Source organism: Klebsiella sp. JN_Kp126, from assembly GCF_033843325.1.
Classification (GTDB): domain Bacteria; phylum Pseudomonadota; class Gammaproteobacteria; order Enterobacterales; family Enterobacteriaceae; genus Klebsiella; species Klebsiella michiganensis.
In genome coordinates this window covers 1-20,005 of sequence record NZ_JAWXQV010000074.1, presented here as the reverse complement: position 1 = coordinate 20,005, position 20,005 = coordinate 1, and the positions used below count along the sequence as shown (strand labels likewise).

Genomic DNA, 20,005 nt, shown 5'->3' with positions numbered 1-20,005 from the left:
TCAGTATATGAAGACGAAAACGCTTTTGCCTTCCCAAATGTAAAGAAGTTAAAAGATTATACAATCCTAAAGTACAGGAACGGATAACAAAAAGGGCGACATCGCGTCGCCCTTTGGCTGGTTATTGTACCATCCTATGAAGCATTTGCCGTTCCCGGCAGCGTTTCGGGCAGCTGCGGTGCGAAGCCACGCAGCCCGACGACGTGCACGTGCTCGTGATTATTCACGACCTTACGCACCAGCTTATAGGTGGTACCTTTTTCCGGGCTGATATTTTCCGGCGCCGCGATAATCAGCTGCATCTCCAGACGATCGCAGAGCTCGAACAGCGTCGCGATAGAGCGAGCATCCAGACGCGCCGCTTCATCAAGGAACAGCAGACGACACGGCGAAATGTCCTTACCGCGCAGGCGCATGGATTCATCTTCCCAGCTCTGTACTACCATCACCAGAATCGACATCCCGGTACCGATAGCCTCACCGGTCGATAGCGCACCGGATTCCGCGCGCAGCCAGCCGTCGGAACCACGGTTAACTTCCACTTCCATCTCCAGATAGTTGCGGTAGTCCAGCAGCTCTTCACCGATGGTCTGCGGCGTACGCTGCCCCATATCAATCTGCGGATTGAGGCGCTGATACAGCTTCGCCAGCGCTTCCGAGAAGGTCAGACGATTGCTGTTAAACAGGTCCTGATGCTGTTCATGCTGTTCTGACAGCACGTCCAGCAGCATCGAGTGGGTTTCCCGCACGTTGACGTTCAGACGCACGCTGTTGACCTGGCCGAAGGAGACGCTCTGCAGCCCCTGGTTGAGCATACGAATACGGTTTTGCTCGCGCTGGATAGTCTTGCGGATAATATTGGCCACGCTGCGGGAACTGATGGCCAGCTTCTGCTCGCGGTTGGTCAGCTCTTCCGTCAGACGGCTGAGTTCGATCTCCATCTGCTCAATCGCTTCCACCGGATCGTCGGTGCGGATGATATCCTGGCGAATACGCTCGCGCAGATGCTGATAAACGGCGACAAAGAACTGGATTTTACGCTCCGGGCGTTTCGGATCTTCAGAAATACGCAGTACATCGCGCAGGTGTTCGTTATCCGAGACCGCCAGACGCAGCGCGCCGAGCGCCTTATCCGACATCGAGCGCAGTTCATCTGCCGAAAGGTAGGCCAGCTCGCGACGATGCAGGCGACGCTCCACGCCGTTGTCTTTCACCAGGCGCATGACCGCACACCAGCCGGCTTTAGCGCTGACCACCTGTTCGCGCATTTCGCAGTAATCGCGCTCCAGCTTGCGCAGCCTGCGGGTCAGGTTATCCATTTCCGCTTCGCAGAAGGTCAATGCTTTTTCGAGCTGGTTCCGCCGCGCGCGGTTGTTGCTGAGCTGAGCATGAAGCTCATCGCGGCGCAGACGAGCGCGCTCTTCGGCGCCGGCGTCGGCGCGCACGCCAATGTCCTGAAGCTCTTTATGCAGGTCGTTGAGCAGCTCTTTCTTGGTGTCGTAGGAGCTTTTCAGCGATGCCAGCACCTGGTTGTACTGATTGAGCTGCGCGGCGTGGGTACGCAGCGCTTCGCGGGTACGGGCGCGCTCCGCCTCAGCCTGCTCCAGACGCTGGCGCAGCTTCTCGTTCAGATCGCTATTACCGCTCAGCATCTCTGCGGAATCGGAGTAGCTAAAGTGGGCGCGACGCTGCACCACTTCGGTCAGCGCAAATGCCTGCTGACGCGCGTCGCGCTGAGTCTGCTGCGAATATGCGTAATCTTCTTTCAGCTGTTCAAACTGCTCCGGGTCGCTTTGAAGCACGGAAACGATCGGCTCCAGTTTTGCCAGCTGATTCCCATGCTGCTGGACGAAGCGCGCGGCTTCCTGCGCTTCGTCCAGGCGTTCCTGGATCTCATCCACGCGATCGGCCAGCGAGTCATCGGCCAGCAAATTCAGACGCGGCAGCAGGCGGTTGAGTGCGGATACGCCCTCTTTTGCCTGCTCATACTGCACCCGGTTCTGCTGGTTATCGCTCTCATGGGCGGTCAGCGCCCGCTCCAGTTCGCCGCGACGCGTATTCAGTTTACGGATTTCTTCTTCCGGGTCGTCCTCAAAGGCTACCGCAAGATGGTTACCGATAAAGCGGCTGAACGCCTGATGGAGGCGCTGGGTTTTCTGCACATCAAACGACAGGGTCGCAAAGCGCTCGGACAGGCTTTCGCGCTCGGCGTGCAGCGTTTCAACGCGGCTTTCACGCGCGGCGCGGCCAAACAGCGGCAGCGTCGGGAAGCGTGAATAGCGCCACTGACGATCGGCAATCTTAACGACCACCGCTTTTTCCAGCTCATCGACGCTGAATACGCTGTCATCAAACGACTGCGGATCGCCCTCGATCAGGTAGAGATCTTCGGGACAATCTTCGAGACCTTCCAGCTGATCGGCAATCAGCGACAGATCCGGTACCACAATGGCGTGGCGGGAAGGACCGTAGAGCGCGGAGTAATACGGCGCATCATCGAGGCTCACGTCATCGTAGATTTCCGACAGCAGTACGCCGCCAAAACGTTCCGCCAGCGCGTTCAGGCGCTGATCTTCCGAACCGCCCGGCTGGCTAAGACGCTCAATTTCATCGTCGATAGCGCGCTTGCGGACCCCGACTTCATCGCGCTCCACGATAGCTTCGCGTTCACGCTCCAGCAGCTGCTGGAGATATTCGGTGACGTCCTGGCTTGACTCAAACTGCTCGCCGCTCTGCTCGCACAGCTGATTGAGGCTGTTCTGCGCCGCCAGCCAGATGGGCGCGCGGCGCATCAGCGTTTGCGTCCGCGACTGCAGCTGTTCCAGCTCCTGACGCAGGGTCATCCGCCGTTCGCTGGCGGTGGAAACGCTGTCGGAAAGGGATGCGATGCGGGCTTCCAGCTCCTGGTGCAGGGCTTCCAGCTCGTCGATATCGTAGCGTTTGCCCTGGCGCTTACAAAACTCATTGAGCTGGCGTTCGGCATCCTGCTGTTCACGCAGACGCTGTTCAAGCTCCGTCAGACGACTGCGCAGCCCGTGCGCCTGTTCGGCCTGATGACGTTGATTAACGCCTTCGCGCAGCAGGTCGCGCGCCACGCTCCAGGCTTCATTACGCGCCAGCGGGCCGTTGATCTCCACCACCAGCTGGTAAGCCTGTTCAAACTGGCTGTGCGCGGTTTGCGCCACGCTCATCTTCTGTTCCAGCGACAGCATTTTCTCCGTCGCTTCCTGCTCTTTCGCCTGGAAAGTTTCCAGCCACTCGTCGGCGCTCTCCGGCGTTAAATCCGGCAGATGGCAGAGGGCTTTTGCCCGCTCCAGCGCCTGCAGCGCCTGGGTGTACTGAATCGCGCGAGTCTGCTGCACGTCCAGCGCCTGCTGGTAGTCGGCAAGCTGGTTTTTCAGCTCATCCACTTCCAGCTCGGCGGCTTCGGCGCGGGCTTCGTTCTCTTCCTGCTGGTCAACCGCTTCCGCGACAACTTCATTTTGCTCTTCGAGGCGAATCTGCAGTTCATCAAGATCCGCTTCATAGCGCTCGATTTTTTCCTGCTGGCGCAGAGCGGTCTGCACCAGGTTCAGATGGTCGCTGGCGGCCTGATAATCGGCTTCCAGATCGCCTTCCGCGCCGTTATGTTCCTGCAGCTCGCGGGCCATATCGACGTGCTTATACTGTTCCGCCGCGAGCTGAGCGCGGGAGGTGAACAGATCGCGACGATACTCCAGCGCCTTGTCGAGATGAATGCGTCGCTCGTTAGCGTGACGCATATAGTCGGCGGCAACGTAGTTGGTGGCTTCGCTGATCAGATGCTTGAACAGATCGCGGTCCGACTGCGTCACGCGGATAGCTTCCAGCGTCATGCGGTTTTCACGCAGCGCCGCTTCCATATCCTGGAACGCCTTACGCACGCCGCCGTTTTCCGGCAACAGGTAGTCGCGCAGCGAGCGGGTAATGGTGCTCGAAATACCGCCGTACAGCGAGGCTTCGATCAGGCGATAGTATTTGCTACGGTCCGAAGCCGAACGCAGGCGGCGAGCCACCACGCCCAGGTCGAACATCAGCGAGTGATACTCGGTAATAGAGTTAAACTGCTTGAACTGCACCCCTTCCATCGCTTCGAGCTTATCTTTCAGCTCGTTGAGCGTCACCACGCGCGCCTGGCGTTCGTTAAGGGTTTCGGTCAGCAGCTGAGTTGGCTGGATGGAGGTTGGCAGGCCCTGGATCGCAAAAGGCTTGATATCGACTTTACGATCGCGACCGGCGACCTGCTGTAGACGAACGCCGACCACCACGCGCTGGTGGCGGGAGTTGATCACGTCCAGCACGGAGTAGCAGACGCCAGCGCGCAGCTTACCGTGCAGGCCTTTATCGCGCGAGCCGCTGGTCGCCCCCGCTTCCGTAGTGTTACGAAAGTGCAGCAGCGTCAGGTCCGGGATCAGTGCGGTGACGAAGGCGGCCATGGTCGTGGATTTACCGGCACCGTTACCACCGGAAAGCGTGGTCACTAATTCATCAAGATCAAAGGTGCGGGCAAAAAAACCGTTCCAGTTAACCAGCGTCAGCGAGCGAAACTTACCGCGTTCAATCATTACTCTTCCTCCCCGCTATCCGGCTGATTCTCTTCATTCTCATCATTAAGCTGCAGGCGATTTTCCAGCGCCATCGCTTCACCGTCGCGGATCATACGCAGCTGGGCTTCGCGCGGATCGTCACCGGCGCGCACGTCGGCGCCGAAGCGAAACACCGATTCGGTGATGCGGAATTTGCTGCTGTCATGGCCCATAAACCACACCATGCCGAGGCGGCGCAGGCGGTTGAGCGAAGCGCGCATTTTTTCCTGCAGCTTCTGGCGGTCAAGGTCGGACCCGGTAGAACGGTTATTGACCAGCTTGAGCAGCTTGGCTTCGTCTGCGAGGGTCAGCAGCTCGTCGTAAAGCTCCTGCTGAGTGAAGATGCCCTCGTTGGCCAGACGCTCCGGGCTGAGGTAGAGATAGCAGAGAATTTTACCCACCATCATATCCAGCTCGGAGAGCACCGAGCGCGGGATCAGCGTGGTCGACCGCGGGCGCAGATAGAAAAAACCCTCCGGCGCGCGAATCAGCTCGACGTTGTAGCGAGCATAAAACTCTTCCAGGTAATCCTGAAAATCCATTAAAAATGCGTGATTATCCAGCTCGTCAAGGCCGATATGACGGCCCGCGCGCAGGGCGCTATCCAGCGCCGGAAATAACGGATTAGCCAACGCTTGCGCCAGTTTAACCGGCATCACTTGTTCAATATTTGTCGATGACATGCGCCTGTACCTTGGCTCCGTAATCATTAATCGGCTGCCATTTTGCCGGCAGTCCGGTGAAATCTGCTTGCGCTACGCCCAAACGTACCGCCTGGTCGACCACAATACGCGCGACGTCAAAGTGGCGCGCGCGCGGATACTGCGACAGATATTCGCGTACCACCAGGCCAAGATCCAGCGGCAGTCCCTTCTCTTTATAGACCACCAGCTGTCCTTCAATCAGCGCCGCCAGCTGTTCGCGAATTTCGTTAAACTCTTCGTACTCCAGATCCGTTGGAAGTTCCCCGGTAACCTCTTCATCATGCAGCGCCATCTCTTCATCGCGCATATCAAGCAGACGATCGGCATTCGCATGGGTGAGCGCCCAGGGGGCGTCGAAGTAGGTTTGCACCGACTGACGCAAACGCTGTGCGAAGACGCGGTTTTTATCCATATCAATGGCGGTACGGATAAATTTATGCACGTGGCGATCGTAGCCGATCCACAGGTCAATCGCCTGCTGCCCCCAACTGACGATACGGTCCAGCTTGCTTTGCAGATCGAACACCAGACGATCGATAAAATTCAGATCGTCGCGCGCCATGGTCGAATCCTGGATACGCAGCAGGTTTGCCTGCAGCTTATCGCCCGCCGCGTCCAGGGTATCCTGCAGTTCCCGCAGGGTGCCGGACGTTTCCGATAGCAGCAGCTCGCAGCTGGAGATCGCCGCCCGCCAGTCTTTGTTCAGCAGCTGGGCAATATCATCTTTCACCAGCTGCTGCTGCTCATCCATAATTCGCTGAGTCAGGTCGATGCTGTCAAAGATTTCCGCTACCGAGTACTTCAGCGGAGCGAAAACGTTACGATGCCAGTGGAACTCATCGCCGCCCTCTTCTGCCGAGTCGGCGGCGCGCTTGAGTTCGCTGGCAACGATGGATAGCTGCATCGACAGTCGCAGGGTGGAGAACTCGCGCTGGCGAATATAGTAGTCGGTGATCCCAATGCCCAGCGGCGTCAGGCGATAAATAGCGTTACCCTCGGTGATTTCGCTGGTAAAGCGGTTCAGCAGACGCTGGCGCACCATATCGTTAATGGCATTATTGGCGCGCTGGCTGATGGTTTCGCTGGTCTGCTCAAACGCATCACTCACGTGGCGGAACGCATCCACCAGTTCTCCCTCGGTCATTTCCCCTTCCATCCGCTCGCCGTTCAGCGTGGCAATCGCCAGCAGAAAAGAGAGTCTGTCGACCGGCAGCGAAATAGAAAAATCATTTTTCCTGGCCCAGGCAACCAGTTCGGGGACTGTCTGGGAAAATTCACTCATAGTTTATCCTTGCATCTGCGGCTTAAGCGCGGTGACGTGAATATAACGGCCTAAGCTAATATACGGCTCCTGGCGACAGTAGCGCGTTTCCAGCTCCAGCAGCGCCGCAAATTTATCGTGCTGTTGGTGTTTTTCACGCAGATAATCATGAAACACCCGCACGCCGGTCTTGCCGGTAATCTGCCAGCCAATCTCTTCCAGCCAGCCGTAAACCTGCTGCGGATCGCGCGGATAGTCCGGCGACAGCGTGCGTTTTTTCTTTTTCGGCATGCCGATTTGCACATAGTCGAGATTTCCGGCGACCATATTGTGCATCAACAGACCGTTAGCATTGTAGAACATCAGCGACAACGCGCCGCCGGGGCGCAGCATCGACCACAGGGTACGCAACATCGCCTGTGGTTCGGCTATCCACTCCAGCACCGCATGAAACAGTATCAGATCGACCGGACTTTCCAAATGCTGCTCAATATCCTGAGCCGCGCATTGTACAAAATGCATGTTGTCGATCACACCTTTATCGGCAGCCGCCTGCCGGGCACGAGCCACCATTTCACCAGAGAGATCGCATAACGTGACGTGATGCCCCATTTCCGCCACTTTGATCGCCGTCTGCCCTTCGCCGCCGCCCGCGTCAAGAACTCGCAATGGCCCAGGCCCCAGCCGGTCCAGCAGCGGTTGCAGATCCTGCCAGAGGATCGCCTGCCGCAGCTGGCCTTTGGTGGTGCCGTATATATTGCGCGAAAACTTTTCAGCAATATCATCGAAATTACGATCCTGCACGGGTGACTCCACACGCCAACACAAAGCCGCTATTTTGTCATACCCGCGCGGAGAATGAAGCGATCTGTTGTAAGATCCGGGCATATCTTTGGTTATATGGTTAAAAAAGGAACCGTACGGCATGCTTTTTACGCTGAAAAAGGTTTTAGGCGGTATGATGCTGCCGCTTCCCCTGCTGCTGCTGCTCATTGCGTTCGGCATAGCCCTGCTGTGGTTTAGCCGTTTCCAGCGTACCGGCAAGCTCTGCGTCAGCCTCGGCTGGCTGCTGTTGCTGCTGTTGAGCCTGCAACCGGTCGCCGATAGCCTGCTCAAGCCAATTGAAGATAAGTACCCGACGTGGCGAGGTGAAAAACGCGTGCAGTACGTGGTCGTGCTTGGCGGAGGCTACACCTGGAACCCGGACTGGGCGCCCAGTTCCAATCTCATCAATAATAGCCTGCCGCGGCTGACGGAGGGGATCCGCCTGTGGTATGAAAATCCGGGCTCGAAACTCATCTTTACCGGCGCAGCGGCAAAAACAAATCCGGTCAGTACGGCAGAAGCCGGGGCCAGAGTGGCCGAGAGCCTGGGCATACCGCGCAGCGAAATCCTTGTTCTGGATAAACCCAAAGATACCGAAGAGGAAGCCGCTGCGGTGAAGATGGCGATAGGCGATGCGCCGTTCCTGCTGGTCACCTCCGCCTCTCATCTGCCGCGGGCGATGATTTTCTTTCGCCGCGCCGGGCTAACTCCCCTGCCCGCGCCGGCCAACCAGCTGGCGATTGAGTCACCGCTTAACCCGTGGGAGCGGGCTATTCCTTCGCCCGTCTGGCTCATGCATAGCGATCGGGTGGGTTACGAAACGTTAGGCCGCATCTGGCAGTGGCTAAAAGGTTCTTCAGGCGAGCCAGGGCAGGATTGACTTTGCCGCCAGGTCAAACCGGACGCGGTCAAAGCGTCCGGTATTCACCAGATTATCCACTTCGTCCCACAGCAGATACAGCCAGCGCCGCCAGAGAAACGCTTCCGCCACCGGCGCCCGGCGCAGATAGTGCCACAGCAGCTCCTCTTCCTGACCGCTCTCGGCCAGACGGAAAAGCTCGTATTCCCGCGGCGCCCAGAGCATCATGCCCGGCCCCACCATCGCCAGCAGCTGATCGCTGCGCGGATCTTTAAGCATGCTGCGCAGCGTGAAGCTACCGTGTACCAGCACGCAGTTATCATTGAAACCTTTAAACAAATCCATAAGGCATTCGCGCGTGCGGAACAGGATGCGTTTGTCCTGCATCGTCAGGCCGGTATCCTGATAAAGATTCAGCGTACTCCATAGCACCTCCACGCGCTGGCGGTACCAGTAGGGCCAGAGATTTTCCTGAGTGCTATCGACCATCCCGACGCAGCCTCCGCTATCCTGACGATGCCAGGCCAGCAGCGCTTCCACGATCTGCTCCTGCAGCTGCTCCCAGCGCTCCGGCGTGCGGGCGGGGGCTTCAACCGAGACGCCGCGCAGTCGTTCAATCAGCAGTACATCGGGACCCGGATGCTCGTCGTGCGTCATCACGCCGTAGACAACCGGCATACGGACGGTGCCGCTTCGCGCCAGAGTTGATATCTTCCACGCCAGCTGACGCGCCACGCCCGGCGTCGTAAAGCTGCGCGCCAGCAGCGGCATTGGGTTTCCCTGCGCATCATATAGCGACCACAGCGCCGACGACGGTTTCTCGCTGACGCACTCCACGCGGCTTAGTTTTTCACCCAGCAGGTGGCTCAGCTCGGTACGCAACTGTTCCATTTCTGATTACCCCTATGAATACTACCGGTTTCATAATGAGCGCCTGGGCCGGGGTTGTCATCGGGTGAGATCAAAATTGACGTAAAAAAGTATGGAATAACGGCCTGGGGATATCCCCTCCTGGCGGAGGGGATGGGGGGATTAACGCAGCTCCGCGCGAACGCGCTCCAGATCTTCCGGCGTATCGACACCTGTACCGGGAACCACTTCCGCCACCGCGACATGGATTTTCTCGCCATACCACAGCACGCGCAGCTGCTCGAGCATCTCTATTTGCTCCAGCGGGCTCGGCGCCCAGCTCACATAGCGACGAATAAAACCGGCGCGATAGCCATAAATACCGATATGACGCAGCAGCGAATCACCGATAGCCTCGCGGGATTTAGCGAAACGATCGCGATCCCACGGAATGGTGGCGCGGGAAAAATAGAGCGCGTAGCCCTCAGCATCCATGACGACCTTCACCGCATTTGTATTAAACGCCTCTTCCGCATCGTGGATTGGCACCGCTAAGGTTGCCATACCACTGGTGCTGGCAGCCAGATTCTCGGCTACCTGGCGCACGATCGCGGGCGGGATCATCGGCTCATCGCCCTGAATATTCACAATGATGGTGTCATCGCTGAAGGCGCATTTTTCAACCACCTCGGCCAGGCGTTCGGTGCCTGACTGATGATCTTCACGGGTCATGCAGACTTCACCGCCGGCGGCTTCCACCGCGCGGGCCACGTCTGGATGGTCGGTAGCAACGATAATCCGCTCGGCCCCGGATTCGCGAGCGCGTTCCAGAACATGGACAATCATCGGCTTGCCGTTGATATCCTGGAGCGGTTTCCCTGGCAGGCGGGTAGAAGCAAAGCGCGCGGGGATAATAACCACGAAACTCATGACTGGCTCTCTTCTACAGGAAGCGGGCGGGCTTCGGTTTCCAGCAGTACGGGAATGCCTTCACGCAGCGGAAAAGCCAGGCGATCAAGTTTGCAGATCAGTTCTTGCTTATCCTGGCTGTAATACAGCTTACCGTTACAAACCGGACAGGCGATAATTTCAAGTAAACGGTGATCCATGATTCCTCCAGATGGACCGAATAGATTCTTCAGCAGCATATCACACGTGGGCTCAGGCAGCGTCAATTTCCCAACCCTGTTGCCGCCCGGCAAAAAGTTCCGCCGGCAGCTTCCCGCAGCTCACCCGCGTGGCGTCCTGCCAGAGGGCAAAATCATCAATGGCACGTTTTAGCCCGCTCTCCAGGCCCGACGTCACCTTGACGCCCTCCTCCAGCCACAGGGCGATAATTTCCAGAACGCCGGTTTTGCGGTGCATTTTGCTATCCATTCTGCCAACCAGTCTCCCCTGGTGCAGCAGCGGTAATACGAAATAGCCATACTGCCGTTTCGGCGCGGGCGTGTAGCACTCCAGGCGATAGGTAAAGTTAAACAGCTGTTCCGCTCGTTTGCGATCCCAGACTACCGGATCGAAAGGCGAAAGCACCGCGCTGCGGCTGGCGGCGAGCCTACCGCCGGGAGAAGACTCCAGCAGCGCCAGAGCATCACGGTGGAGCCACATTTCGCCCAGCGCTTCAACGTTAACCGGCACCACCAGCCCCTCCTCCTGCCAGCTCGCCAACAGTAGCGGCAGCGGGGGCTGACGCAGACGATAATAATCCGCCAGCCACTGCGCGCGAAAAACCCCCAGGCTGCGAGCACTATTACGTAACATCATGGCTTCAGCCTGCTCCTGAGAGAGCCCGTCGCGCTCATCGTCCCAGTCCGGCATGACCCGCTGCGTCAGATCGTAAACGCGCTGAAAATTACGCCGCTCGATAACCATCACTTCACCGGCGGTGAATAAGCCTTCAAGATGGCGCTTATGCGGTTTCCACTCCCACCATCCGCTGGCGCCTTTGCGCGGATGCTCGAAGTCGGCCGAGCGAACCGGGCCATTTTCGGCTATATGCGCCAACAGCGCCTGAATGCCCTCGGCGTGTTCGGTCATCCACGCTTTGTGATATTTCCAGCCCATTTTATCCGGCGTCAGCATGCGGTGACGCACCAGTGAAAAGTCGCTGCGCGGTAAAAAGCAGGCTTCGTGCGCCCAGTACTCCATCAGCTCGCCGGCGCGGAGCGCCTCGTCCAGCCAGCGCTGCGGATAGTGGCCGAGGCGGCTGAACAGCACCAGATAAGGACTGCGCGCAACAACGTTGATGGTATCGATTTGCAGCAGGGACATCTGCTTAATGGTCTGCAGAATATCCCCGGGCTTTGCGCGGCGACGGGGCTTTTTTAGCAGCCCCTGAGCGGCAAGGTGAAGATGGCGGGCTTCTTTAAGCGAGAGGGACAATACCGGCATGCAGCTTCTCCGTTAAGGGTTCCGGCGCAAGCGGTGATACGACGATTAGCGTTGCGCCAGGGTAACTAAGTCCGTGAGCAACCGCTGCGCGCGTTGGTCAGTCATTATCGCGTCGACCGGAAGATACCACCAGTTTGCCTGAGCAAATTCGCGGCACTTCACCGCATCTTTTTCGGTCATCAGCAGGGTTTGCTGCGGCGTCGCCAGCGCGGCGACTGCGCTCTGCGCCAATGCCTGATGATCGGCTAAGGCGATGGTTTTTATCGGACTGACGCCGCAGCTTTCAAGGGTGGCGAAGAAGCGCGGCGGGTGGCCGATTCCGGCCATCGCCACCACGTTGTCCAACGCCGCCGCATCCCGGCGTTCGCCGGTCAGCAGATTTACCGCCTGCCCGGGGCGAAGCTGCATCGGGATCTCTCCCGGACGGGCGAGACCGCCGTTAACGATAACCGCATCCACGCTGCGTAAACGCGAAGCGCGCTCGCGCATGGGGCCGGCAGGCAGCCACCAGCCGTTGCCAAAACGGCGCACGCCGTCAATCACCACAATTTCTTTGTCGCGCGCCAGCTTATAGTGCTGCAGGCCATCGTCTGTGACGATAAGCTGAAGATCGTGGGCGGCGAGCAGGGCCTGTACCGCATCGCTGCGTACCGGCGAGACGGCAACCGGTGCGCCGGTACGCTGGTAAATCAGCACCGGCTCATCGCCCGCTTCCGCTGTGGGGGTAGCCGTATTCAGCAGCAGCGGATAGCTCGCTGCTTTACCGCCGTAGCCGCGTGAAACGACGCCAACGCGAATACCGCGCTGCTGGAGCTGTTCCACCAGCCAGACGACAACCGGCGTTTTACCATTACCACCCGCGGTCAGATTACCCACCACCACCACCGGCACCGGCGCTCGCCAGGCTTTTTGCCAACCGAGTTTATAGCTCAGCCGTATCAACCCGCTCACCAGGCCATAGAGCCAGGAGAGCGGAAGCAGCAGCCGCCATAAGGGCGACTCACCGGACCAGATGCGTGCAATCATGCGCCGAACTGCATCTTATGCAGCTGGGCGTAAACGCCCCTGTGCTCAAGCAGGTCGCTATGGCTGCCGCGTTCAACGATCTGGCCATCTTCCACCACCACGATCTCGTCGGCCTGCTCAATCGTCGACAGACGGTGGGCAATCACCAGCGAGGTGCGGTTTTTCTGCAGTTCGTCCAGCGCCGCCTGAATAGCGCGTTCCGATTCGGTATCCAGCGCCGACGTGGCTTCGTCGAGGATCAGTATCGGGCTGTTACGCAGCAGGGCGCGAGCGATAGCGATACGCTGGCGCTGACCGCCGGAAAGCATAACGCCGTTTTCCCCGATAATCGTATCCAGGCCATTGTCCATTTTGTTGATAAAGTCCATGGCATAAGCCATACGAGCGGCTTCTTCTATCTGCTCGCGGCTGTACTCTTCAGTACGCGCGTAGGCGATGTTATTCGCTACGGTATCGTTAAAGAGATGAACGTTTTGCGACACCAGCGCAACCTGATCGCGCAGGGAGCTCAGGGTGTATTCACGCAGGTCGTGGCCGTCCAGTAAGATCTGCCCATCATCGACATCGTAGAAACGCGTAATCAGGCTGGCGATGGTCGACTTACCCGAACCCGAGCGCCCTACCAGCGCCACGGTTTTCCCTTCCGGAATATTCAGGTCTATATTGCGCAGCGCGGCGACTTCACGTCCCGGGTATCTGAAGGTGACGTTTTTAAATTCGAGGTTGCCCTTCGCGCGTTCGATAACCCGCGTGCCTTCATCTTTCTCCTGCTCGGAGTCAAGGATAGCGAAAAGCGTCTGGCAAGCGGCCATCCCGCGCTGGAACTGCGCGTTGACGTTAGTCAGTGATTTCAGCGGACGCATCAGGGCGATCATTGAAGAGAAGACAACGGTGATGGTACCCGCCGTCAGCGTCTCCATTACGCTCGGGAAGCTGGCAGCATAAAGCACGAAAGCCAGGGCCAGAGAGGCGATCAGCTGAATAATCGGGTCAGAAATTGACGACGCAGAGACCATTTTCATCCCCTGCAGGCGCATTTTATTGCTGACTTTATCAAAACGTTTGGTTTCGACGGCCTGACCGCCAAACATCAGCACTTCTTTATGCCCTTTCAGCATCTGCTCTGCGCTGGTCGTCACCTGGCCCATGGTGTTCTGCATATTCTTGCTGATATTACGAAAACGCTTCGAGACCACGCGAATCGCAATAGACACGATCGGCGCCAGCACGATCAGAATCAATGACAGCTGCCAGCTGTAATAAAACATCATCGCGAAGAGGCCAATAATCGACGCGCCTTCGCGCACAACGGTAATCAGCGCGCTGGAGGAAGAAGACGCGACCTGCTCGGAATCATAGGTAATACGCGATAGCAGCGTCCCTGTGGACTGTTTGTCAAAGAAGGCAACCGGCATCCCCATCATGTGGCTGAATAAACGACGGCGCATCGTCATCACGACCTTGCCGGAAACCCAGGAGATACAGTAGCTCGAAACGTAGCTGGTAATGCCGCGCAGAACCATCAACCCGATCACCACCAGCGGCATCCATATCAGCACCGAGCGATCCGTTTTACCAAAACCATCATCCAATAACGGTTTAAGAAGCGATAGCATGAAGGTATCACTAGCCGCGTTAAGCACTAACGCTACCGCTGCCACGATTAGCCCGGGTTTAAACGGCGCTATAATCGGCCAGAGTCGGCGGAAGGTCTGCCACGTGGAGAGATCTTTATCGTTCTGCATTCAATAAACCAGCTTGTGTTGAAATAGCCGCATATTCTACCCGTTCTACGCCTTCCCGCCAAACCACTGATGATACCATCGCGGTAAAACTTGATCCCGTAAGCCATGGATTTGCCAGCTATCCGGAGAAAAAACCACCGTAATTTGCCCCTGATGCGGCGTGTCGAACCACTGATAGCTCTGTTTTCGGTAGCGCTGAATCACTTTGGTTGATGGCATGCGCCATGCGTTATAGCGCGAAGCGGAAGCCAGCGCAGCTTCTCCGCCAACGCTCCGCAGCAGGGCGATTCCCGACGAGGTATTACTGCCGTGGTGGGGGACCTGGATAAGTGTAGACGTAAGATGTTGCCAGTAGCGGCTAATCATCGCCCGTTCCGCGGGCGTTTCGATATCCCCGGTCAGCAGAATACTATGTTTACCGTCATCAATACGCACCACGCACGAGCGATTATTCCCCTGCGCTGTCGCTCCGGGCAGCGGCCAGAGCGCGCGAAAGGTTAAACCCCGCCACTGCCAGGTTTCTCCGCGCTGGCAGGCTAAATGACCCGCCCAGCCTAAAGGGCTTCGCACCCATATCAGGGGCCACGCCTTTAACACCGAATTTAGCCCGCCGCGGTGATCGAGATGCTCGTGGCTGAGAACGACGCCTTCAAGCTGCAAATGATGCCAGCGTAGCCAGGGAATAATGATCTGCTGACCGCTGTCTCCCTCGGGCCAGGCCAGGCCGGTATCATAGAGAAGCGCCGCGCCCTCGCGTTCAATCACCATTGCCAGCCCCTGCCCGACATCCAGCATGGTGACTCGCCATTCGTTAGCAGCCGTGCTCCGCCAGAAGGGCCAGCTCAATAGCCCAAGAAATGCTAAACAAAACGCGGGCAACGTGCGCCACGCATGAAAACGCCAGACGATTAACGCCAGCCACGGCAGCAAGCTTATCCCAAGCCAGCGCGCATCCAGCGCCAGCCAGCCGGGCGGCAGCTGTCGTAAGAACCAGAATAGCGCGGCCAGTACACGGTCCGCCGATTGCCAGACCGCCATCTCAATGATAAACGGCGCGCAGAGGTGTAAAAACATCGCGGTCAGAATTAGCGGGACAACGACAAAGGTCACCAGCGGCACGGCAATCAAGTTGGTCAGCACGGACGTCAGGCTGATGCCGTGAAAAAGTGCGATCTGTAGAGGAGCAAGTAAAAACATTAAACCGATCTGCAGATGACATAACGCGAGGCTTTGACGCAGTAGCCCGCTCCTTTTGCCGCCCGGCATCGGCGCCAGCTGATACCAGAAGATAAGCGCCGCAACGGCAAACGCGGAAAGCCAGAGGCTTTCGGACAACACCGCCAGCGGATCGGCAAACAGTATTGCGCCAATGCAGCAGACCCATAGCTGCCATGGCGACCAGCGTTTTCCGGATAGCCGCAGCGCGCAGCCGGCGGCCAGCGCGACGCAGGTGCGCAACGCGGGTGGCTGCATACCGGTCAGCCCGGCGTAAAAAATCGCGCTCGCCAGGCCAACGAGCAGCGGCGCCCGCCAGCCAAGCCAGCGGCACGGGAGAAAAAACTGCACACCTCTGAGCAGCAACCAGCCCAATGAAGCCCCTAGCGCGATATGTAAGCCAGAAATCGCCATCAGGTGCGATGTCCCGGTTTCCTGCATCAGGGTCTTTATCTCGCGCGGTATCGCCAGACGCTCCCCCATGCCTAACCCTAGCATCACCGATTGCCACGGCAACGCGTTCAGCGTTTGATTCAGCGAAGCAAGATAACGCGCCCGCAAACTACAGGTCCGCACCCGAACGTCAGCGGTGATAAAGCGTCCGGTTAACGGACGATGCTGCGACAATGCATGACGCTGGCTATCAAACCCGCCATCGTTGAGCTGTCCGTGTACCGGACGCGCGCGCAGCGTCATCGCCCAAACCTGACCTGCGCAGGGCGTTTCTGGCAGGTAGCTGCCGTAGAGGCTAATCCCTGGCGCAGGAAACAGCCGTCGCCCATCCAGACGGATAATCTTCCCCTGATGCGTTGTCTGCCCGTCCGTTGCGGTTAGCTCAACGTCAACCTGGCGATTCCTGTCCGTTAACCTCTCCGTCGGCCACAGCACCTCGCCTGCGCTGAGGGCTCCCCAGACAAAAAACAGCGTTATCAATGCCGCGTATTGCGCAGGTCTGCGTCGACATTGCGCAATGAGTAGCGCCAGGGCCATGAGCCCCCAGATAACCCACCGCCCGGGCAGTACTGGCAGCCAGAGCAGCGGCAGAATACCGATAATCACACAGCCGGCAAGTTGTGGTAAACGCATTAGCACCTCCCTGTCAGAGGGAGTGTTACGCTAAACGGAGAGGGTGTCGCCAGGCAAGGAAAGGAACTGCGCCGCGTCATCCGCAAAATCTACCGCGTTAACGCAACAGAACCCGCGTTTTGCGAGGTCACTTCAAAGAGAGATTTAAAGGCATAAAAAAAGCACCCGAAGGTGCTTTTTTAACGTTTAAGTATGTTGTCACCGATCGGCGAAACTTACTCTTCGTAAATATTGGCGCGGTCGCGTAATTCTTTGCCCGGCTTAAAGTGGGGAACGTATTTACCTTCCAGTTCAACTTTATCGCCAGTCTTTGGGTTACGCCCGGTGCGGGGTGCTCGATAATGCAGAGAGAAGCTGCCGAAACCGCGGATTTCAATGCGCTCGCCTTGAGCAAGCGTTGAGGCCATATGCTCCAGCATTTCTTTAACAGCATCTTCCACTGCTTTCGCAGGAATGTGAGATTGCTGGCTGGCAAGTCTTTCTATCAATTCTGACTTGGTCATTATTCCTCCGGTTTCCTTCAAGGCAAAATTAGCTAACAGCTTAAACAAGGGCGGCCGTAGCCGCCCTTTGTGCTTGATTACAGGACGAATCCTGCAATCTGTCAAGTAAACTCGTCGTAATTCAGGTTGTTGTAACCCGAAAGACTAAGATTACTCGCCTTTAGCTGCTTTGAAAGCTTCAGCCATTGCGTTGTTGGAGAAGTTTGCATCTTCCTGTTTGTTAACAGTTGCGATTGCATCTTTCTCGTCAGCTTCGTCTTTCGCACGAACAGACAGGCTGATTGCGCGGTTTTTACGATCAACGCCGGTGAATTTAGCTTCAACGTCGTCGCCAACGCTCAGAACCAGAGTTGCATCTTCAACGCGGTCACGGGAAGCTTCAGAAGCGCGCAGGTAACCTTCAACGCCGTCAGCCAGCTCTACGGTTGCGCCTTTAGCGTCAACTGCAGTGACTTTACCGTTTACGATTGCGCCTTTCTTGTTCAGTGCAACCCAGTTGTTGAACGGATCTTCTGCGAGCTGTTTAACGCCCAGAGAGATACGCTCGCGCTCTGCGTCAACCTGCAGAACAACTGCTGCGATTTCGTCGCCTTTTTTGTATTCACGAACTGCTTCTTCGCCTGCAACGTTCCAGGAGATGTCAGACAGGTGAACCAGGCCATCGATGCCGCCGTCCAGGCCGATGAAGATACCGAAGTCAGTGATAGACTTGATTTTACCTTCAACACGGTCGCCCTTGTTGTGGGTTTCCGCGAACTGCTGCCATGGGTTGTTTTTGCACTGCTTCAGGCCCAGGGAGATACGGCGACGTTCTTCGTCGATATCCAGAACCATAACTTCCACTACATCGCCAACGTTAACAACTTTGGACGGGTGGATGTTTTTGTTGGTCCAGTCCATTTCGGAAACGTGAACCAGGCCTTCAACGCCTTCTTCGATTTCAACGAAGCAGCCGTAGTCGGTCAGGTTGGTCACGCGACCGGTCAGTTTGGTACCTTCCGGATAACGCTTAGCGATAGCTACCCACGGATCTTCGCCCAGCTGTTTCAGGCCAAGAGATACACGAGTACGTTCGCGGTCGAACTTCAGCACTTTAACAGTGATTTCGTCGCCAACGTTTACGATTTCGCTCGGATGCTTAACGCGTTTCCATGCCATATCGGTAATGTGCAGCAGGCCGTCAACGCCGCCCAGATCAACGAATGCACCGTAGTCAGTGAGGTTCTTAACGATACCTTTAACTTCCATGCCTTCCTGCAGGTTTTCCAGCAGCTGATCGCGCTCTGCGCTGTTTTCGGATTCGATAACGGCACGACGAGAAACAACAACGTTGTTACGTTTCTGGTCCAGCTTGATGACTTTGAATTCAAGCTCTTTGCCTTCCAGGTGCAGCGTATCGCGCACCGGACGAACGTCTACCAGGGAGCCCGGCAGGAACGCACGAATACCATTCAGCTCAACAGTGAAGCCACCTTTAACTTTGCCGTTGATAATACCGACTACAGTTTCAGCGTCTTCGTAAGCTTTTTCCAGCGTGATCCAAGCTTCGTGACGTTTAGCTTTCTCACGGGACAGCAGGGTTTCACCGAAGCCGTCTTCTACTGCATCCAGAGCAACGTCAACTTCGTCACCAACCTGGATTTCCAGCTCGCCCTGGGCGTTTTTGAACTGCTCTGCCGGAATGGCAGACTCAGATTTCAGACCGGCGTCAACCAGTACTACGTCTTTGTCGATAGCAACAACAACACCACGAACGATGGAACCCGGACGGGTTTCGATTGTTTTTAAGGATTCTTCAAATAGTTGAGCAAAAGATTCAGTCATGTTTAATCTTCAGGTTTCATATTTAACGTCCACCTGGCTCCATGCCGGATGGGGTTGTTTAACATACCCGCTAACACTCCATTGCTGCGGGGGTACTGCTATAATTCGGAGGCTGTTGTGCTTTATCGATAAGACGATTAAGCGGAAGCCAGTTTTTCGCGCGCATAGTGTAGCGCTTTTTCAATCACTTGCTCAATGTTTAGTTCTGTTGAATCAAGAACTAAAGCATCGGCAGCCGGGATCAGCGGCGCGACTGTACGATTGCGGTCGCGATCGTCGCGCTCTTTTATCTCGGCTAAAAGGCGATCAAAGTTAACACTAAAGCCCTTCTCCTGCAACTGAAGCATGCGGCGATGAGCACGTTCCTCCGCGGAGGCGTCAAGGAAAATTTTCACCTGCGCATCAGGGAATACGACGGTGCCCATATCGCGTCCGTCGGCAATCAGGCCTGGCAATTCGCGAAAGGCCCGCTGGCGGCGCAGCAACGCTTCACGCACGCGGGGAAAAGCCGCCACTTTAGAGGCCGTGTTGGCAACATCCTGAGTGCGAATCTCAGCGCTAACGTCCTCCCCCTCCAGTACCACTTCCAGGCTACCGTTAGTGGAGACAAAACGAACATCCAGGTGCGCAGCCAGCGGCACCAGCGCCTCTTCGGATTCAACATCCACATGATGATGTAGCGCAGCGAGAGCAAGCACGCGATAAATCGCCCCAGAGTCGAGCAGATGCCAGCCCAGCGTTTCTGCCATTGCCTTGCATAAGGTGCCTTTGCCCGCACCGCCAGGCCCATCAATGGTGATTACCGGAACTGTTGCCGTCATCTTTTTCTCCTTCAGCAAGGCGCATCAATATATAAACGCCGCGCATTATACGCATCTCTTCGACGGAAAGTGAGCATTGCTTGTAAATTACGGATAACAGGAAATCTCCTGTGGAAGAATTGTGCAATTATAGCGGGCTGACAGAGCAACAGCCCGGAAGATGATGCCGTTTTACCGTTAATCTGCGGCGATGCCAGCGCGAATGTACTGCGCCAGGGCTTGCCGGTTTAACACGCGGGCGTAAAAAACCACCTGCATAGCAGGTGGCATTGATTTCGCCCCATAGGGGCGC

The 20,005-nt window shown here is 56.9% G+C and carries 15 protein-coding genes; 1 reads left to right on the top strand and 14 read right to left on the bottom strand.

Going from position 1 to position 20,005, the window contains the following annotated elements:
• Positions 1–134: 134 nt before the first annotated feature.
• The 4 genes from mukB to cmoM are packed head-to-tail and all read right to left on the bottom strand — an operon-like array spanning position 135 to position 7,373.
• Positions 135–4,583 carry a chromosome partition protein MukB gene (gene mukB / locus SIK97_RS17340; RefSeq protein ID WP_057173833.1) on the bottom strand — a complete coding sequence of 1,483 codons (4,449 nt, stop codon included), beginning with the start codon at positions 4,581–4,583 and terminating at the stop codon, positions 135–137.
• The gene (mukE, locus tag SIK97_RS17335; RefSeq protein WP_004100725.1) at positions 4,583–5,287 is read right to left on the bottom strand and encodes a chromosome partition protein MukE; all 705 of its coding nucleotides are present in this window, start codon (positions 5,285–5,287) and stop codon (positions 4,583–4,585) included. Before mukE ends, mukB begins: the two co-directional genes overlap by 1 nt.
• A complete protein-coding gene (gene mukF / locus SIK97_RS17330; RefSeq protein ID WP_014228648.1) occupies positions 5,268–6,590 on the bottom strand; it encodes a chromosome partition protein MukF in 1,323 nt (440 codons plus the stop codon). The genes mukE and mukF overlap by 20 nt, the downstream gene beginning before the upstream one ends.
• Positions 6,591–6,593: 3 nt before the next feature.
• Positions 6,594–7,373, bottom strand: coding sequence for a tRNA uridine 5-oxyacetic acid(34) methyltransferase CmoM (cmoM, locus tag SIK97_RS17325; protein WP_004849490.1), 780 nt, complete (start codon positions 7,371–7,373; stop codon positions 6,594–6,596).
• A gap of 121 nt (positions 7,374–7,494) precedes the next feature.
• Here cmoM and elyC point away from each other — a divergent pair, with 121 nt between their 5' ends.
• A complete protein-coding gene (gene elyC / locus SIK97_RS17320) occupies positions 7,495–8,274 on the top strand; it encodes an envelope biogenesis factor ElyC (protein WP_032748912.1) in 780 nt (259 codons plus the stop codon).
• On the opposite strand, the gene SIK97_RS17315 is transcribed toward elyC, so the two are convergent.
• From SIK97_RS17315 to cmk, 10 genes are all read right to left on the bottom strand, one after another.
• Complete coding sequence (locus SIK97_RS17315; RefSeq protein WP_014228646.1) at positions 8,251–9,144, bottom strand: YcbJ family phosphotransferase; 894 nt, start codon at positions 9,142–9,144, stop codon at positions 8,251–8,253. The genes elyC and SIK97_RS17315 overlap by 24 nt on opposite strands.
• 141 nt (positions 9,145–9,285) lie before the next feature.
• The gene (gene kdsB / locus SIK97_RS17310; protein ID WP_025107504.1) at positions 9,286–10,032 is read right to left on the bottom strand and encodes a 3-deoxy-manno-octulosonate cytidylyltransferase; all 747 of its coding nucleotides are present in this window, start codon (positions 10,030–10,032) and stop codon (positions 9,286–9,288) included.
• Entirely contained in the window at positions 10,029–10,211 is a 183-nt protein-coding gene (gene ycaR / locus SIK97_RS17305) for a protein YcaR (RefSeq protein WP_004130952.1), read from the bottom strand. The genes kdsB and ycaR overlap by 4 nt, the downstream gene beginning before the upstream one ends.
• A gap of 52 nt (positions 10,212–10,263) precedes the next feature.
• A complete protein-coding gene (locus tag SIK97_RS17300) occupies positions 10,264–11,493 on the bottom strand; it encodes a winged helix-turn-helix domain-containing protein (protein WP_014837962.1) in 1,230 nt (409 codons plus the stop codon).
• A gap of 45 nt (positions 11,494–11,538) precedes the next feature.
• Positions 11,539–12,519, bottom strand: coding sequence for a tetraacyldisaccharide 4'-kinase (gene lpxK, locus SIK97_RS17295; protein ID WP_032694243.1), 981 nt, complete (start codon positions 12,517–12,519; stop codon positions 11,539–11,541).
• Positions 12,516–14,264: a lipid A ABC transporter ATP-binding protein/permease MsbA gene (gene msbA / locus SIK97_RS17290; RefSeq protein WP_032748909.1), complete on the bottom strand. Its 1,749-nt coding sequence runs from the start codon at positions 14,262–14,264 to the stop codon at positions 12,516–12,518. The genes lpxK and msbA overlap by 4 nt, the downstream gene beginning before the upstream one ends.
• A gap of 45 nt (positions 14,265–14,309) precedes the next feature.
• Positions 14,310–16,565 (bottom strand): ComEC family protein, encoded by a 2,256-nt coding sequence (locus tag SIK97_RS17285; RefSeq protein WP_057173832.1) that lies wholly within the window; start codon positions 16,563–16,565, stop codon positions 14,310–14,312.
• A gap of 215 nt (positions 16,566–16,780) precedes the next feature.
• Positions 16,781–17,068 (bottom strand): integration host factor subunit beta, encoded by a 288-nt coding sequence (gene ihfB, locus SIK97_RS17280; RefSeq protein WP_004100704.1) that lies wholly within the window; start codon positions 17,066–17,068, stop codon positions 16,781–16,783.
• A 150-nt stretch (positions 17,069–17,218) separates the two neighbouring features.
• Positions 17,219–18,892: a 30S ribosomal protein S1 gene (gene rpsA / locus SIK97_RS17275; protein ID WP_004100702.1), complete on the bottom strand. Its 1,674-nt coding sequence runs from the start codon at positions 18,890–18,892 to the stop codon at positions 17,219–17,221.
• 137 nt (positions 18,893–19,029) lie between these two features.
• Positions 19,030–19,713: a (d)CMP kinase gene (cmk, locus tag SIK97_RS17270; protein WP_049102318.1), complete on the bottom strand. Its 684-nt coding sequence runs from the start codon at positions 19,711–19,713 to the stop codon at positions 19,030–19,032.
• Between the last annotated feature and the right edge of the window lie 292 nt (positions 19,714–20,005).